Below are 19,642 nucleotides of genomic sequence, written 5' to 3' on the forward strand. Positions count from 1 at the left end.
CCTCCTTTAGCTTCTATCCGGAGTGCCAACATAGCTGGCATACAGCCGGTCATACCCTGCTGTTCCTATATCATTCACGATATGTTCCCGTTCGTTTTTGAAAAATAATCTCCGGTTTTCCGGTGTCATTTTGTCCAAATACTTGGTATATTGATGAATCGAGTGCCCTGCTGAGTCAATTCGATCCGCCAGTTCCCTGATGGTCGGATAACGAAATAATTCCTTCATCGAAATATCAATGTCCAGATCACGCTGAATGCGGGATATGAGTGTCATGGCGTTCAATGAATGGCCACCCAGTTCAAAGAAATGATCTGCGGCTCCGACGCGTTCGGCTCCAAGCACATCTTGCCAAAGGGCAGCCAATCTTGCTTCTGTTTCTGTCGCGGGCTTGATATAAACAGCCGACGCTGCTGCACGGTCCGGCTCAGGCAGTGCTTGACGGTCAAGCTTGCCGTTTCGAGTCAGCGGCATCTGCTGCAGTTCCATGAAAAACTCAGGCACCATATACGATGGCAGCATTGCGGCTATATGTGATCGAAGCTCGTGTAGGCCGACCGGCTGTTTTGCCACGTAATAAGCACATAATGATTTGGCGCCGCCGGCATCTTCCTTGGCGATGACAGCTGCTTCGCGCACCGCTTCATGAGATAAAAGCCGGTGCTCGACCTCCTCTATTTCAATTCGATAGCCCCGAATTTTCACCTGATGATCGATGCGGCCGAGATACTCGATATTTCCGTCCGGGAGCCAGCGGGCGAGATCCCCTGTTTTATACATTTTTTCACCCGGGCTGAACGGATTGGCTACGAATTTTTCGGCTGTCAGATCTGGACGATGAAGATAGCCCCGGGCCAATCCTTCACCTGCAATGCACAATTCACCCGCTGCTCCAATCGGAAGCAATTGATTGTTGTGATCCACAATATATACAGCATGATGATCGATCGGGCTTCCGATCGGAACCGATCTACCCGCGACAGAATGGCCGCCCTTCCATATCAGAGAGCAAACAGAAGATTCGGTAGGCCCGTATGCGTTATAATAGATCACTTGATTCTCCCATCTTTTCACAAGTTCAACAGATGGAGCCGATCCTGCAGTAATCAGCTTTCTTAAGGCCGGAACCCGCTCCGGCTCCAAATGCGCGGCATATCCGGGCGGCAATGTAGCTATTGTAATGTTGTTGTCATAAAGGAATCGTTCAAATAAACGATGATCTAAAATCACCGACTGGTCAGGAATATATAAAGCCGCCCCGCATAGAAGCGACATGGCGATTTCCCAGCATGACGCATCAAACGATAGACTTGCAAATTGAACGATTTTGTCCTCTTGGCTGACGGACATTCTGCTTTTGAATAAAAGAGTAAGGTTGCATAACCCGCGATGCTCGACCACTACTCCTTTCGGCTTTCCTGTCGTCCCTGATGTATAGATGACATACGCTGTATGCTGCGGTCCGGAGACCGGTTCCAAATCGGAGCCGTCCTGGCTGTAGGTTTTCTCCTCATCAAGAACGATCGTGGTACCCGAAAAAGGCGCGCGTTTTTGCAGATGGCGTTGCAAGAGCAGCAGCTTGATGCCCGAATCCTCTATCATATAAAGAATACGTTCTTGCGGATATTCCGGATCAATCGGAACATAAGCGCCGCCGGCTTTCAAAATCCCTAACATCCCGATGACCATTTCTAAAGAACGGTCAACCATAAGACCAACAAGCTGATCTGCTTTCATGCCTTCCGCCCTTAGCGTCCTGGCAAGCCGATTGGCACGGTCGTTCAGCTCGCGGTATGTCATCTGCCGGTCCCGGAACACGAGCGCGACATGGTCAGGCGATTGTTTTACTTGTTCTTCAAATAGCTGATGAATCGTTCGAGTCTTCAAATCATCTGTTGTTGTGTCGTTGAATGTGACAAGCAGCTGCCTTTTTTCTGCTTCCGTCAACAAATCAATCTCCTTTATCCGAATGAATGGATCATCTGCCACCTGTTCCAAAAGCCGGAGCCAATGACCTGTCCACCGTTCAACAGTCGCCCTTTCAAACAGAGCCGTGCTGTATTCCCAGGTGAACGTTAACCCGTCTGCCTGCTCTTCCGCTTGCAGCGTCAAATCGAACTTGGCCGTCTGGTACACTTTTTTGTATGAATCCAGTGAAAGCCCGTCCAGTACGAGCTCGGCATTTTCCGTATTCTGCATGACAAACATCGTATCAAATACAGGGTTCCGATTGATCTCACGGCGTACCCCGAGCTTGTCCACAAGCGCTTCAAATTGTACTTCCTGCCGTTCAAAAGCACCAAGCGCGGTTTCCTTGATCTCTTGTATAAACTGCTTGAACGTCTTGTCTCCATGCGGGTGCCCGCGCAATGCCAATGTATTGACGAACATGCCAGCGATGTTTTCAAGACCAGAGTGCTGGCGGCCGGCGATCGGCGATCCGACGATGATATCATCCTGCCCGCTGTAGCGTGCAAGCAGGGCCTGATATGCAGACAGAAGGACCATATACAGTGTCGATCCGCTTTCTGCGGCCAACTGGTCAAGTTTTCGTTTCAGCTTCAAATCTGCCGTTGCTTCAACAGTGTCTCCCGCAAAACTTTGCAGGGCAGGCCGCGGTTTGTCAGCCGGAAGCTCCAGCAACGGGAGTTCGCCGGATAGCTTTTCAAGCCAATATGCTTCTTGTTTCCTATAGTCTTCTGTTTGCATCCTTTTGTTTTGCCAAACGGCATAATCTTTGTAATGGAGCTTGAGCGGCTGCAGTTGTGCCCCGTTATACAGCATGCCGAGCTCATTGATCAACAGGCTTACCGTGATGCCGTCAGCAATGATATGATGTATATCTATGGCCAACAAATGCCTGTTATCAGACAGCGTCATCACTTCTGCACGTAAAAGGGGTGCTTCACTTAAGTCAAAGGGCCTGACAAATGATCGCAGCCACCGATCAGCTTTTTCCTCAGAGCCGGACCTGTACGACAGGCGGAATGACGCGTCTTCAAGCACCTGCTGCACCGGCTCCCCTTCCAGAAGGATGAAACGAGTGCGAAGCGATTCATGCCTTGCGATCACCCCGTTGAACGCCTGTTCAAGCCGGGTTCGGTCGAGGCGTCCCGTTATCATCAAAACCTCTGGCATATGATACACCGTTGATTCCCGGTCCATCTGCTGCAGGACATACATTCTTTTCTGTGCTGAAGAAAGAGCGTAAGCCTGCTGTTTTGGTGCTGCTTCAATTTCGGCAAATGGAGAGGCACCTTTGTGTGCATCAATCCATGCCCCGAGTCCCCTAATCGTCGGAAAACGGAATAGCTGCCGCAGCGGCACCTCTGTTCTGAATTCTTTGTGGATTCGCCAGATCAGCGTCATTGCCTTTAGCGAATGGCCTCCTAGTTCGAAGAAATCCTCATCGGCTCCAATTCTCTTTAGGCCGAGCGTCTCTTGCCAAAGAACGGCTAAGAGCTCTTCCGTTGCCGTGTCAGGCTTGACATACGAGTCAACAGAGGCAATACGTTCAGGCTCCGGCAGTGCCCGGCGGTCCAGCTTCCCGTTTGATGTCAGAGGCATGGATTGAAGTTCCGTAAAGAAAGACGGTACCATGTAAGGCGGGAGCGCCGCTGCTACATGTGCGCGCAATTCGTTTTTCTCAATCGTCTGCTTCGCTGTAAAATATGCGCACAGCGTTTTGTCTCCACTGCCGTCTTCCCTCGCGATCACGACGGCTTCCTTGACCGCTTCATGCTTTAAAAGCTGATATTCGATTTCATCCAATTCGATCCGATAGCCGCGGATTTTTACTTGATGGTCGATTCTCCCTAAATATTCAAGATTTCCACCAGGCAGCCATCTGACGAGATCTCCCGTCTTATACATGCGTTCACCAGGGGCAAACGGATTGGATACAAAGTTCTCAGACGTCAGGTCCGGACGATTCCAGTAGCCTCGGCCGACTCCGGCTCCGCCGATATAAAGCTCTCCGGGAATGCCGATCGGCTGCAATTGCCGTTTTCCATCTGTAACATACAGCTGAACATTGGAAAGTGGTTTTCCGATCGGCGCATGTCCTGATGTCGACAAGCGTCCTTCAGCCGTTTCACCGCTTATTTCATAATAGCTGGCATCAATGCACGCTTCTGTTACCCCATAGGAGTTTATGATGTTCATACGTGATCCAAATGTCTTTTGAAGGTGATCGAAATCGGCTGACGGACAGCTGTCTGAGCCAAGGATCAGCCGGTTGAGCGCTCCTGTGTCCAGCTGGTTGTCTTCTATATATTGCATAAGCGACAATGCCAAGGCAGGAGTGGTTTCAAGCATGTGAATATCATGCGTGATCAGGAGCTGATAAACAGCTGCCGGTTCCAGCCTGGATTCGTTCGGACATATCACCAGTTTTCCTCCATGAGCGAGCGCCCTGATCAAGTCACCGGCAAACACGTCAAATGAAAAGCTGGCCATTTGCAGCACATTAGCAGTTTCTTTATCAAGCCCATATGCTTTACGCCATGCATGGGCCATGCTTTGAAGGCTGCCGTGTTCGATCATGACTCCTTTTGGCCGGCCCGTCGTTCCTGATGTGAACATCACATATGCCAAATGCTCCTGTTTTGTGACAGAATCAAGGTTTTCTTCCTGCTGACGACTGATCTGTACGGACTGAAAATCAATGACTTCCCCTCTAAAAGAAATTCGTTCCACAAGCGCCTGATGAGTGATGACAAGCTTTGCACCGCTTTCGTCAAGCATGTACTGAATCCGGTCAGAAGGATACTCCGGATCGATCGGCACATATGCGCCGCCCGCTTTCCATACTCCGAGCACGCCAACCGCCATGTCTACAGAGCGGTCGGCAAGAAGCCCTACGAGTTCACCCGGCTTTACCCCTTTGCCTCTCAGCATCCGGGCCAGCTTGTTTGCCCGTTCGTTCAGCTCCCGATATGTAAGCCGCTCCTCCTTGAACGCCACTGCGACTTGATCCGGACATCGTTCCGCTTGTTCTTCGAATAACTGATGAACAGTTTTACAATCCGGTTGTGCCACCTTTTTTCCATTAAATGCGGTCAGCAGCTGTCGTTTTTCTGCTTCTGTCAGCAGTTCAATCTCACCAAGCAAGAGGTCAGGATTGTCCGCTACCTGTTCAAGGAGCTTCAGCCAGTGGCCCGTCCAGCGAAGTATGGTCTCCCGCTCAAACAGCTCTGTGCTGTACTCCCATGTGAATATCAGCTTGCCGCTCTTTTCCTCGGCCTGAAGGGTCAGGTCAAATTTGGCGATCGGGTGTTTTTGTTCGTAAGGATGAAGGGTCACCTCGTCTATTTCGAGCTCAACGCCACCCGCATTCTGCAGGACGAACAATGTGTTAAATACCGGATTACGGTTCACATCGCGAGGCACCCCGAGCCTATCAACAAGCGCCTCGAATGGAACCTCCTGGTGTTCATAAGCTTCGAGCGCCGTTTTCTTGATTTCCTCGGCAAACGTTCGAAATGTTTTATTTGACTGCGGATATCCCCGCAGCGGTAAGGTGTTTACAAACATGCCGGCGATGTTTTCAAGAGCGGCGTGCTGGCGTCCAGCTATCGGCGATCCGACGATGATGTCCTCCTGACCGCTGTAACGCGACAGCAATGTTTGATATGCGGCCAAAAGCACCATGAACAGCGTTGTTCCGGTTTCCTGCGCAAGTTCCTTGAGTTTTTCGTTCAGCCGTGCACCAGCAGATATTTCCAAGATATCCCCTGCAAAGCTCTGTATCTGCGGACGCGGCTTGTCAGCAGGCAGCTGCAGCACCGGTAGTTCACCGGAAAGCTGTTTCAGCCAGTATGCTTCCTGCTCCCTGTACACTTCGCTTTCCAAACGGGCATTTTGCCAGACGGCAAAATCTTTGTACTGGATCGTAAGCGGCGGGAGCTCCTCTCCGCGGTACAGGCGGCTGAACTCATTGATCAACAGGCTTGCCGTTACACCGTCAGAAATGATATGGTGCATGTCTACCGCCAGAACATGCCGACCGTCCTCCAGTTTCATGACCCCGGCCCGGAACAGCGGAGCCCTGCTTATATCAAACGGCCGTACGAAAGTCTGAACCCATTGTTGGGCCTCTGTTTTTGTTCCATTAAAATATGGCACTTCAACACTTACTTGCTCCATTACTTGTTGTACCGGTGCTCCGTCAACGATATCGAAGCGTGTACGGAGTGATTCATGCCGGGCAACAAGGCTTTGAAACGCCCGTTCTAATCGAGCGCGATCTAATGGACCTTCTGCCAGAAATACGGCCGGCATATTGTAGACCGTTGCCTCGGGGTCCATTTGCTGGAGGAAGTACATCCGTTTTTGTGCTGATGAGACCGGATACGTCTCCATTGACGGAGCCGGTTTGATCTCTGCGTACCGCGAAGTTCTTCCGTTCGCCTCAATCCATGCGGCCATTTCCCTGACCGTAGGATGAAAAAATAACGCCCGCAGCGGTACTTCAGTTCCTAATGCACGATGAATACGCGACACAAGAGTCATCGCCTTCAATGAATGTCCCCCGAGTTCAAAAAAGTCATCTGCGGCCCCGACCCGTTCCAATCCGAGCACTTCCTGCCAGAGAACGGCCAAGACCGACTCTGTCTCGGTCGCCGGTCTTATATTGGCTGATGCAGATACACGGACAGGCTTCGGCAGAGCTTTCCGGTCCAGTTTGCCGTTTGGCGTCAGCGGCATCTGATCGAGCTCGATATAAAATGAAGGCACCATGTAGGAAGGCAGCGCCTCCCCGATAAACGTTCGCAGTTCATCTGATGATAGCGGCTGATGACCGACATAATAAGCACACAATGCTTTATCCCCGCCGGCTTCTTCCTGCGCGGTGACGACAGCTTCTTTCACTCCCTGGTGCGCCAGCAGCCGATGCTCAATTTCTCCCAATTCAATGCGATAGCCGCGGATTTTGACTTGGTGGTCGATCCGTCCCAAATATTCGATATTTCCGTCTGAAAGCCAGCGGGCAAGGTCTCCCGTCTTGTACATCCTTTCCCCCGGAATGAACGGATGCTCTAAGAATTTCTCCGCCGTGAGCTTTGGCTGATGTAAATAGCCCCGGGCCAGTCCGGCTCCGCTGATGCACAGTTCCCCCGGGATCCCGATCGGCTGAAGCATGCCATGGGGGCCTGTGACAAACAATTGCAGATTATCGATCGGTTTTCCAATCGGCACTTTTGAAAGACGCTCCGCTTGCGGGCAATCGTAATAGCTCACATCAACGGTCGCTTCTGTCGGTCCGTACAGATTGATGAGACTGGCCCCGGTTTTACGGGAAATGAGGCGCTGAAACCGTTCTGCGAGCTTCGCCGACAAAGCTTCACCGCTCGCAAATACCCGCCGGATGCTCCTGATATATTCAAACCGATCTCCATCCTCCAACGCATCCAAAAAGGCGGATAACATTGACGGGACGAAATGCAGCGTGGTGATGCCGTACCGTTTAATCGTCTGAAGCAGGACTTCCGGATCTTTTTCTCCTCCAGGCGGCAGGAAGCAAACCTTTGCACCGGCCTCTCCCCACCACAGCAGTTCCCATACGGAAACATCAAAGCTGAATGGCGTTTTTTGTAAAATCACATCATCCTGATGAAGCGGGTACTGTTTTTGCATCCAATACAAACGATTAACGACTGAATGATGTTCAACCATGACGCCCTTTGGTTTGCCGGTTGATCCCGATGTATAAATCACGTATGCCAAGTCATCAGGTCCGGCTGCTGCCGGCAGATTGGGCTCCATTTGCTGAAGCTCGGCTCCTTCATTTAATATGACAGCATCTCCGCTAAACGAAATGTGCCCTCCCCGCTCTGGCTGTCTCACAAGCCATCGGGCTCCACTGTCAGCAAGCATGTATCTGATTCGTTCTTCCGGATAGTCAGGGTCAATCGGAAGATATGCGCCGCCTGCCTTCAAAATGCCAAGTATACCTACCATCATCTCGGCCGAACGCTCCAGCATTAAACCTACGATATGATCCGGCCGGACGCCTTTATCGCGCAGTATGCGCGCCAACCGGTTCGCTCTGGCATTGAGCTCCCGATATGTCAGCTGTCTGTCTGCAATCAGCACAGCCGTACGGTCCGGCGTCCGTTCAGCCTGTTCTTCAAACAGCTGATGGAGCGTTTTCGTCTTTGGATAGTCCGCTTTCGTATCATTGAACGAGACGAGGAGGATCTGTTTTTCCGCCGCCGGGAGCAGATCGATATCGCCAAGCTTGATATCAGGTTTTTCCGCCACCTGTGCCAAAAGCTGCAGCCAGTGATCCGCCCAGCGGCAGATCGTCTCCCGCTCGAACAGTCCGCGATGATATTCAAATTGGAATGTCACTCCTGACGGATCGTTCCCGACTCTCAGCAGAAGGTCAAATGTCCGCGCTTCATCTAATTCTAAAGAAGGTGCTGCCTGACTCAGTTCACCGCAGGATGCGTCTTGCCGGACAATGAGTACGTTAAAAATAGAGTCGGCATTCATCCCCAGCTTCTCTGCAACGGGCTCAATCGGAAATTCCCGATGCCTAAATGCAGCCTCCGCGATATCCGCCATCTCTTTTAGAAACGCTGCAAACGTTTTTTCACTCTTCGGGTGCCCGCGGAGCGCCACTGTGACCGCAGCCCGATTTGAGTCCTTGAGATCCTGAGCCGGCGAGCCCACAATGATGTCATCCTGTCCGCTGTAGCGGGACAGCAATGTCTGAAAAGCAGCCATCAGCACCGTATATAACGTTGTCCCGTGTTCACTTGCCAGCTGTTCGAGCTTCTGCTTGAATGCCGCCCCGGCCCTGATTTCTGCCGTATCTCCCACAAAGCCTTGCACCGGACGCGGGTGATCTGCCGGCAGTTGCAGGATGGGCGGTTCTCCAGCCAGCTGTTTCAGCCAAAAGGCTTGGTGTCGCAGCTTAGCATTCTCTCTTTTTTCTTCTTCGCTCATCAGGCCTTCTATATCAAAATCCATGATCCGCTGAGCCGGATTTGATGCAAGACTTTCGAGCAAAGCGGAATATTGCAATGCCATTCTTTCGATCCGGTCTCTAGAAAAAAGGTCTGTATTATACTCAAAATGACAAAGCATGGATTCAGGCTTTTCATAGATTTCAAGAGACAGATCGTATTTGGATCTCCCGGTGTCAACATGCATATACTCGAGCTCCAATTCAGACAGCCTGATGTCCGGCATAAATTGGTGCAGCGCAAACATCATCTGAAACAAAGGACTGCGGCGGAATGAACGATCGGGCTGCAACCGGGCTACCAACTGATCAAAAGGAACATCTTGATTGGATAAAGCGTTCCATGCTTCTTCACGGACTTTGTTCAACAGCGTTTGAAAACTCGGATTGCCGGAAAGGTCTGACCGGATCACAAGCATATTAATAAAAACCCCGATCATGCCTTCCAATTCCTTTCGGTTTCGTCCGTGAACCGGAGTCCCTATGGCCACATCCTCCTGATAGGTGTGGCGGAAAAGCAATACCTTGAAAGCAGACAATAGAACAGCGAACAGTGTAGCGCCTTCATTGCGGCTCAATGTTTTGAGAGACGCATAGAGCGGTTTCGGTATCGTCAGCATGAAGCTTGAACCTGCATAGGTTGGGACATCGGGACGGGGACGATCGCCCGGAAGTTCCAGCACCGGCACATTTCGAAGCTTGTCTTCCCAGTATTCGTACTGTTTTTTTAGACGATCTTCCTCAATGGTTTGACGCTGCCAGCTGGAAAAGTCGGCATATTGGACCTCCGGTTCGGGCAGAACGGCAAAGTTCCCGGTAAGGAAGCCGTCGTAAAATGTCAGCATTTCTTGCATAAACACTTGTAAAGACCAGCCGTCAAAAATCGTATGATGCATGTTTAAAAGCAAAATATGGTCTTTTTCGCTCAAGCAGAACAGTATGGCACGCCAAGGAACTTCGTTCAAGTCAAATGGTTTGAGAATCTCTTCCTGCAGGCGGCGCCTGCTTTCCACCTCCCGTTCGCTTTTGCTTAAATGGCGACAATCGATGACCTCTAAGGTTATCGAGAAAAACGGTAATACCCGTTGGACCGGCTCACCATTCTCCCCTTTCGAAAAGCAGGTTCTGAGAATGTCATGCCGCTTGCACATTTCATCAAGGCTTTTTTGAAGCAAAGAGCGGTGCAATACACCTGTCAGTCGAAAACAGCTTGGCACATTGTAGAAGGAATTGCCCGTCTCCATCTCGTTTAACAACCACAAGCGCTGCTGTGGAAAAGAAAGCGGAAACTTATTTGATCCGCGTGGCTGAACCGGAATAGAAGATCCCTGTTCAGCACGCGCTTTCTTTTTCAGCAGGTCAATCACAAGGGCTTTATGATCTGATGAAAGTTTTTCGAACTTATGTTTAAAGTCATTCACTCTTTTTCCTCCCCTGCAGAAATTTCATGAAGCAATGCCTGTAGTTCATCTTTCGATAGATTCTCAAGCTCCTGAAGGACTTCAGCCGTCTCTTCATTCAGCTCCTCTGCAGGAATATCCGTCAGCCGGCTTGAAATTTGCTCGGAAAGCCGGACAATGCTCGGGCCTTTCAAAAGATCGACAATGGCGATGTTGATGTGGAAATGATCATCTATCCGGTTCTTCAGTTCGATCGCCATCATGGAATCTAATCCGTAATTTCCGAGCGATTGCTCCGGTGACAGTTTGGAACGGTTTAAACTTAAAACACCGGCTGCGATATCTTGAAGATGTGAAATGATAAAGGAACGGCGCGCGTCCGGATCTTTCAGGGCAAGAAGAGCTGTCAGCGGATCCCCGCTTTGGCCTGCGGCGGCATCCGGGTCTTTGTCAGCCGTTTTTTCTTCGGCGGTGACAACAGACAGCATACTCGGCTGATTGCCGCCGAAATTCGCTTTTACAACCAGCGGCCAGTCTGCGCCTACAACGGCGGCCTGGGCTACCTTTTGTCCGAGCAAATGTCCGAAGGCTTCCAGCCCTTGGTCATTTGTCATCGGATAAAAACCGCGGTGTACAAAATACTGCAGCAAATCAAGCTGAGTAGCCATTCCGGCTTGTCCCCAAGGGCCCCAGTTGATGCTCAAGGCCGGCAGACCTTTCGCCCGGCGGTAATGTGCAAGCCCGTCCATAAACGCATTGGCCGCTGAATAGCTGCCCTGTCCGGTCGATGCGACAAGCGATGCGATCGATGAAAACAAGACAAAGAAGTCCAAAGGATGATCTTCAAATTGTTTATGCAAATTCCATGCACCGATTGTTTTAGGCTCCATAACCCGGCTGAAATCCTTCTGTTGAACTTGAAGAAGAATCTGCGGGAGCGCCGCGCCGGCAGAATGAATCACACCCCGAATTTCCGGCCAGCTCTCTTGCTTATACGCTTTTAAATAATCTGACAGACTTTGCTCATCATTCACATCTACAGCAGCAACATGGACCGCTGCACCCAGCTTTTCAAGCTCTTTCACCGCCTTGACGCGATCAGCCATTGGATGATCCGGCCGAATATCGTTCCAGGCATGACGTTCAGGCAGAGGCTTTCGCCCCATCAGAATCAAATGGCGGGCTCCCCGTTCCGCGAGCCATCTGGCAACCAATAAACCAAGGGCTCCAAAACCTCCCGTAATTAAATAGCTGCCATCGAAACGAAACACCGGGTCAGCCGGCAGATGCAGGTCTTTTCTCTCGATTAGTCTCGCAACATAGCGCAGACCATTCCGAAAAGCGATCTGGTCCTCATCACTGCGGGAGGCGATTTCCTTCCAGATCCGTTCTGCTTCACCGGCATCTGGCAACGGATCTAAATCGATCAAACCGCCCTTGATATCACGGTGTTCAAGCTGGTTTATCACTTTCCCCAGCCCCCAAACCGGGGCTTGCAGTACATGAATCGCACCGTCATCGTTGACAATATTTTGCGCGTTTCTCGTCATCACCCAGAGACGCGGGGCTGTTTTCCAGCTGAAGCCGGCCAGAGCCTGGACAACATGGAGAACAGATATGCTGCCTAGAAGCTCTGCTTGCCGAAGAGTTTCCGGGGCTGCATCCTGCATATCTGCAGCATCGAGATTCCAAAGATGAATGATGCCTTTTAAATGGGAGCCATTTCCGCCCGCCTCCAGAACCAGCTTGCGGTAATCCTCGGGATCAGAAGGCTGAATCCGGTACTCACCAGCAGATTTGACAAATTGTTCCCCAGGGTAAACCATGACAAACTGCTCGTCTCGATCCGCCAATATGCCGGCAATGCTCTGACCGACGCTTTTTCTGTCAGCGAAAATCAGCCATTTTCCATGTCTGGTTTTCGATTCTGTCCGTTTGGCATCTTCCAGCTGCTGTGTCTCCCACTGTAAATCATAAAATGCCTGTTCCTTCATCGTATTTTGGTCGGCGGTTTGTTCTTTCAAAGACTTGGCATGGCAGTTTTTAATATTCAATATGATGTTCCCTTGTTCATCCAAAAGAAAGATATCGCCGATTAAAAGGGAATCGTTTTGGCTGTTAATCCGGGCGTAGATCCACATATCCGGTTTCACTTCGGGATAAAAAGCACCGCCTGCCCCCTCGGGAATATATGCAGATTCCACGCCTGTCGGCATATACACGGTCTCAGCTCCGCCCTCCCCAGCAAAAGGCAATGCAGCGGCAAGCACTTGGAAACAAACATCAAGTACAGCGGGATGATAGTGATAGTCCGAAATTTCTCCATGAAGCTCAGCGGGAATTGACACCTTTGCCAGCGCTTCTTCAGACCCCTGCCAAAGCTTTTCGATCCCCCTGAATGTCTGTCCGTACTCCAACCCCAATGTCCGGAATTGCTGGTAGCATGCAGCATGGCCGATTTCTGTCAGGCACCTGCCTTTCAATTCATCCAGGTCGACCGGTTCAGGCGCTTGAGCGGTTTGGACAATCAGCCTGCCTGAAGCGTTCAGCTTCCAGTCCTGTTGTTCATTATTGAACTTGCTGTAAATCGTAAACTCGCCGTCTTTCGGATGAAACATCAACCTCAGCATGATTGTTTCACTTTCAGGTATGAATAAAGCTTTATGGAATTCAACATGGTCGACCGTCAAAATAGAAACGGAATCCTGATAAATTTCTTTCGCGGCGGCCAGTCCCATTTCGGCGTATGCGGCCCCCGGAAACACAACGCTTCCTTGAATAAGATGGTCTTTCAAATATGACAAATGCGTCATATTCACTTCAGATTCCCAGGTTGGCAAAGGTGAAGACAGTCTTTTGCCTAAAAGCGGATGAACTTTATGCCCCAATCTGTCTTGTGCTGAGGCTTCAGATTCCTGCCAATAACGTTCCAGCTGCCACGGGTAGGTTGGAAGCTTTTCAAATGCGCCTCCGTCCGGATAAAAAATGGACCAGTCGATCTGGTATCCGGCGGTATAAAGCCCGCCAAGCGTTTCAAACAGCTTGAGGCTGTCATCTTCAAAACGCCGCAATGACGCCAAAACGGTTCCTTTTTTATTTGCGTTTTTCAACGTTTCTGAAATTGAATGAGCCAGTACAGGATGAGGACTGATTTCCAAAAAAGTGTGATAATCGGATTGAATGATTTCTTCTATTGATGAGGCAAATTGAACCGGTTTCCTTACATTTTCCCACCAATAATCAGCGGTTAAATCTCTTCCAGCGATTTGTTTTCCGGTTACTGTGGAATACAAAGGTGTGATCGTGCGGTGCGGAGACAAGTCGTGAAGGGATTTCAGCAGTTCTTCTTTCAACGGATTCATATAATGGCTGTGATACGGCACTTTTCCGCGCAAATACCTGCAAAAAACGCCTTGTTCTTCCAAAGGCTTGATGATTTTTTCCAACGAATCGGGATCACCAACCAATGTCAGTGAGCCTGGGCTGTTCACAGCGGCAACCGAGACGCTGTCTTCAAACCCATTCAAAAGCGGCTTGACATCTTCCAACGAAAGACCGACCGCCGCAAGCTTGCCCATGCCTGTTGTTTTTTGCTGTAACCGGCTGCGATGATAAATGACACGGACGGCTTGTTCGATAGACAGCGCTCCTGAAGCATAAGCGGCTGCGACTTCCCCGGCGCTGTGGCCGACGATAGCATCAGGTTTGATTCCCCATGATTTCCATAAGGCGGTAAGCCCCACCTGAAGAGCAAATATGGCGGGCTGGGCAAACTCTGTTTCCTCCAAAAGCGATTGTTCTTCGTTCTTTAACATTTCCTTCAGCACCGACCATCCGCCGTACTGCTGCAAAAGCCGGTCGCATTGTTCAACGGCTTGGCGAAATACCGGCTCTGTTTCGAGCAGCTTGCGCCCCATCCCCCACCATTGAGGCCCCATTCCAGAATACACAAACACAAGGGGTAAAGAAGCGGTTGCCCCTTTCACCAAGTCATGATGCCGGACTTCTTGCACGACGCTTAATCCGGGATACGGTTCTTCTGAAAGAAAAGCGTGCAGTTGATTGATCAGCTCTTCCTTTGAATCAGCCACAGCGGCTAGACGGCAGCTGTGATGGGTGCGCTTCACGCCGGCGGTATAGCATAGATCATGCAGAGTAGAGCAGGCTGAATCATCCTGTTCCAACCGATCTTTATAGGCCGCGGCAACATCTTTCAACGCCTCCAGACTTCTCGCAGATGCCGGAAAAACATACGGTTTTTCCGTAAATGTCCGGACAGGCGGCATCACATGCGGCGCCTCTTCCAACACAACATGGGCGTTCGTTCCTCCAAAACCGAACGAATTGACACCGGCGACGGCAGGCCCGTTTGTATCCGGCCATGGTGTCAGAGCCCGGGGAACTTGCAAACAAAGCTGCTCAAATAAAATCTTCGGGTTCGGGTCATTCAAATGAAGGTGCGGCGGAATGGCTTTATGTTTTAAGCAGAGCGCCGCTTTGATCAAACCGGCAATACCCGCAGCCGCTTCCGTATGCCCAAAATTGGTTTTGACCGAACCGATATAACATGTATCACCTTCAGGCCGATCCATTGAGAGAACGCTGCCGAGCGCATTTGCCTCTATCGGATCGCCCACAGGCGTTCCCGTTCCGTGTGCTTCCATATACTGAACCCGTCCGGGGCTGATGCCGGCCTTTGAATACGCCTGCCGCAGCAGTTCCTCCTGAGATTCGCCCCGCGGCACGGTAAGTCCGTTGGAATGTCCGTCTTGATTTACCGCTGTCGCTCTGATTGTCGCATAAATTCGGTCCCCGTCTTTTAAAGCTTTTGATAACGGCTTTAATACCGCAACACCGACGCCTTCTCCGCGAACATAGCCGTTTGCAGAGGAGTCAAATGTTTTTGAGCGCCCATCCGGCGACAGCATGCCGGCTTTCGACTCTGCAATGGTATAATCCGGCTTCAGCATCACGTTTACGCCGCCGGCAAGCGCCAATGACGCCTCATGATTCCACAAGCTTTGACAAGCCAAATGAACAGCTACCAAAGAAGAAGAACAAGCGGTATCGACAGATATGCTCGGCCCGCGAAAATCAAAGGCATATGACAGCCGGTTTGACAACAGCGTCATCATCGAACCTGTCGCCGTATGAGCCTCCACCAGGCTGCGATTGCTCTCCGAAAATTGAAGCAGTTTATAATCAAGCGTAAAACCGCCGATGAATACTCCGGTATCACTGCCGGCCAAACGTTCCAGAACCTGGCCACCGTCTTCTAAAGCCTCCCAGCTCGCCATCAGCAGCAAACGCTGCTGAGGATCCAAACTGACCGCTTCCCTCGGAGACATGCCAAAAAACTCAACATCAAACTGATCAAATTTCTCGAGAAACCCTCCCCATTTGGAAACGGTCTTGCCTTTTTTGAACCGGTCTTGATCATAGTAAGATTCGACACCCCAGCGGTCTGAAGGAATTTCGGATATCGCATCAATCCCCTCGGACAGCATTTTCCAATAGCTTTCCGGACTATTCACCCCTCCCGGGAATCGGCATCCGATTCCAATAATCGCAATAGGTTCCAAAGCAATTTCAGTTTCCTTCATTCCTCATACTCTCCTTTAGAAAACATATTATCTCTTCGTTCAAAGCCATGATGTCCAACAGGATAAACCAGATGCGTTCGTCTCAACGCTTTAACCTTTTTTTCACTGTGGATATGCCGTTTGATATATAGGAAAAACTTTTTTTCTACCGTCATTTCTCGTTCAGACAAAACCAACAATATATTTTTGCTATGTAATTCTACTGGCGTTATGCTTTGCCCGGGGGCAGGCCAGCGGATGTCGAACAGTGAAACCGTTTCGATTACAAAAATAAAAACAAACCACTGCACCACCATCATCATGAGATGGTTTTAAAAAAAGCCTCTCTAAAAAGAAAAGCTTTCATCAGATTTGCTTGACTTGTTTCGAAGCCGCCTTTCCAGGTTTTCATTTAAACTTAGAAAAAAATCTTTCAGCAAGCACGTTTTAAAAATAGAAAACTACTAAGGAATGAAATGTATGCTGAAACTAATGGAGAAGAATGGAATATTTCCCCTCAGTCTTTGCCGAAGAGGGCGTTTGGAAGCATCATTGGATAGAATAGGTAAAATCATAATTGCTGGTTGTGCTGTAGTCCCCATCGTGTGACTTCAGTCTTAAATAAACTTTTTCACCTGGCTGAATCGCAGTTAAGTGAATGGAATCCGTTTTCCCGGGGCCATGATCTTCTGCCTGTACGACAACTGTTTTTTGCGAAGTCACATAGTGCGCTTCCAAATCGAAGTTTTTCCCGATTGGAGAAGTTAACGAAGCTGATAAATCAAGCTTGTCTGCCGTTTTATTCTGCCAAAGAAACCAATCTTCATCTATGGCCGTCTGCAGTTTCCATTGATAATGATTCCCTGGGAGAACTTCCAGTGCCGACTCTTTATGATCAGCCAAACCAGTAATCGCGGAAGCAGATTGTGAGGTTGCGAGCATGCCTGATAAAACAGCGGCTATCGGCAAAAGCTTTACGAGCTTGAACTTCATAAACGTCACTCCCTGTCAAATATTGTTGTAAACCGGCCGGTTTCACAATCATAATATACCTTGTTTGGATGATGTTGTAAATAATACTTGTCTATTATTTACGAAATTTAAAATAAAATACACATTTTTCCTACTTTAATCTGAACATCATGATCTATCACTAATACGTCGTACTTCTTTTACAAATGTAAAAAACTAATGACTTTCTGGGAAACAGACTCAGCTCCCCTTCCAAGCCAGATTAAATGCCCTCAAGCATCAGCTTCGTACAGCTGTAATGAAGGGATATGCTCAGCGCAGGAAAGCATGATGATCCGGGATGAGGCGGTCATGCCTGCAATGCATAATCAAAACAGGACAAGTAATATTTTTTAAGTAATGGTCCGATACTTCCTCAATATGCTTTATATCGAGCAGAAATCCGTATCCTGTCCTGTCTGTTATTCATTTTCCTCATCTCTTCAATATCGCTCTCTTTCATTTTGACGAGCGCCTGGCCGGCAGGCTGCTGAAAGAAGACATCATATGTTTGAACATCCATTTCGGAAAACGGTTATTACAGGAAGATACCAGTTGCCATACTGCCTTTTCGACAGGCTGACGAAACAGTATTCTTCCTATCCTATACTCGGCATCTTTTGTCGTGAGCCACGTTTTGATTACCGCACTTTGCAAGACCAAGGATTCAACTCTATCGGGATATTTGAAGGCGAAATAAATTCCGCTCGGTCCGCCGGCCGACATCGCAAGCAGGTGCACTTTTTCTATTTTTAAATGGATCAAGCAATGTTGCATAATAATGGCATGCGAGGTCCAAAGATTCCCCGGCATCTTTAGACGTCCGTCCATAGCCGGGCCGCGAAGAAGTAATGGGCGAAAAACCGTTTTGATACAAGTCGTGATAGCCGAATTCTTCATTGCAATTGGAATGCCCCCCGTGCATGACAAGAATGGGCTTCCCCTCGCCTTCCATTTCAAGAAAATCGTTTTTTCTAATCATGAGTTGCCATCCTTTCGCGAGCATTTCTATATACGGTCTTTCGCTGATTGCGTTTCAATTGAATACAAAAAGCGGCCGGGACGCTCAATCCCAGCCGCACAACAGTTGAGCTTAACGCTTGATCCGTCTGTCAGCCAATACATACAGCAAGCCGCCGGCCACCGCTAAAAAAGTGAAAATATACAGCATATCACTGAATATAGCACCCTCGGGATTTTCCATTGCCGGAAGAAATGGCATGTCAAACGCACGGATCGACAGCAGGCCGCCGACAAATGCGATGCCAATCCCTTCAGATAAGAAGCAGGCAAAATTCAAGATTCCCATGCCCGCCCCGGCTTCCTCCTGTTTCAAGCATTGTGCGGTGCTGTTGGAAATCACCGTCTTGATAAACGAAAGACCGCAAAATGTGAACACAAGCAATCCGGTCATGATCCACGGCGCCCGATCGCCAAACTTTGCAGCAGCGAGAAAGCTTGCGGCAATGAATGAAAGACCGAGGAAAAAAACCGGACGATTGCCGATCCGATCCGTCAATGTACCGCTTAATACACCGAAAAGGATGACGCCCATCGTACCGGGAAAGATAATTCCACCGCCAATCATGCCGGCACTCATATGATACACAGTCCTCATCATATAAGGGACCATGGAGATAAATCCGGCGACAGTTCCCAATAACACGCATCCGGACAGAACAACAATAACAAACTTTCGATTTCTCAATAAAGACGGTTCGATAAAAGGATGTTTCACTCGGCGGATGTGTAGTGCGAATCCGCTCACCGCCACGAAGCCCGCTGTCATATAAAGGATGTGGTATTCCGTGGTAAACAGCGCAAACATCACGATGGCAAACGAAAGCAAACAGATCCCAAAAACATCGATATTACGTATCAAGACAGTCTCATCGACAAGCCTTTTGGAAAAGTAAGGAACCGATAAAAGCGCCGCCATCGGAAGAAGAAAAAGAAAGGACCAATGGATCTCATGCACGATCATTCCGCCAATCGCCGGACCTATTCCTTCCCCCGCCGCCACTATTGAGCCAACGATTCCAAACGCTTTCCCGCGGTCTTCCGGCCGAATGTGGCGCGTGATCATGACCATGATAAGCGCCGGTACAGCCGATGCGCCTGCTCCTTGAACAAAACGCGCGAGAATGACGGCCGGAAAAAAGGCGTGTGCAAGGAGCCCCAGCAGAGAGCCGCCTCCATATATGAACAAACCGATGACCAGCGGTCTTTTCAAACCATACATATCAGAAATCCTGCTGTAAACCATCGATCCGACGGCAAAAGAAATGATAAAGCCGGTATTCACCCAGCTGGCCGCTGACGGCTGCACGCCGAAATCTTTTGCAATATCAGGCAATGCGACATTAAACACGGTTTCGTTCATAACGCTGAAGAATGCGACAAAGCTAAGCCACCAAAATGCTTTCTTCTGCTGATGAGCAGTTTGTTCCGTCTCTGAGTTCAAATGCTTTTCTACCAAAATGATACCCCCACATTATAGGGGAATCACGCAGTTTATAGGGCAGATGATGCGCTTCCCCCCTTAATGTTCACCCTGATTGTTTTTCCGCACTTCATAAAAACGCCTCCTTATGTATGATGTCTCTTATTATATAACAAAATGAAATATTGACAAATAAAAGAAAAACGGACAGATCGATCGCGTCTGTCCGGCT

At 49.5% G+C, this 19,642-nt stretch carries 5 protein-coding genes and 1 pseudogene; all 6 read right to left on the minus strand.

Annotation, left to right across the window (positions count from 1 at the left end):
* Nucleotides 1-6 precede the first annotated feature (6 nt).
* Nucleotides 7-10,395 (minus strand): non-ribosomal peptide synthetase, encoded by a 10,389-nt coding sequence (locus BTR1S_RS06820; protein WP_051397525.1) that lies wholly within the window; start codon nucleotides 10,393-10,395, stop codon nucleotides 7-9.
* On the minus strand, nucleotides 10,392-15,977 hold the full coding sequence (locus tag BTR1S_RS06825) for a type I polyketide synthase (protein WP_029418910.1): 5,586 nt from the start codon (nucleotides 15,975-15,977) through the stop codon (nucleotides 10,392-10,394). Before BTR1S_RS06825 ends, BTR1S_RS06820 begins: the two co-directional genes overlap by 4 nt.
* A complete protein-coding gene (locus BTR1S_RS06830; RefSeq protein WP_155910123.1) occupies nucleotides 15,974-16,267 on the minus strand; it encodes a hypothetical protein in 294 nt (97 codons plus the stop codon). The genes BTR1S_RS06825 and BTR1S_RS06830 overlap by 4 nt, the downstream gene beginning before the upstream one ends.
* A gap of 238 nt (nucleotides 16,268-16,505) precedes the next feature.
* The gene (locus BTR1S_RS06835) at nucleotides 16,506-16,949 is read right to left on the minus strand and encodes a hypothetical protein (protein ID WP_029418912.1); all 444 of its coding nucleotides are present in this window, start codon (nucleotides 16,947-16,949) and stop codon (nucleotides 16,506-16,508) included.
* 179 nt (nucleotides 16,950-17,128) lie between these two features.
* Nucleotides 17,129-17,973: pseudogene (locus BTR1S_RS23565) on the minus strand (alpha/beta fold hydrolase).
* Between the two features lie 87 nt (nucleotides 17,974-18,060).
* Nucleotides 18,061-19,431: an MFS transporter gene (locus BTR1S_RS06845; protein ID WP_029418913.1), complete on the minus strand. Its 1,371-nt coding sequence runs from the start codon at nucleotides 19,429-19,431 to the stop codon at nucleotides 18,061-18,063.
* Between the last annotated feature and the right edge of the window lie 211 nt (nucleotides 19,432-19,642).

Source organism: Bacillus sonorensis NBRC 101234 = KCTC 13918 (genome assembly GCF_001592005.1).
In the GTDB taxonomy this organism is placed as follows: domain Bacteria; phylum Bacillota; class Bacilli; order Bacillales; family Bacillaceae; genus Bacillus; species Bacillus sonorensis.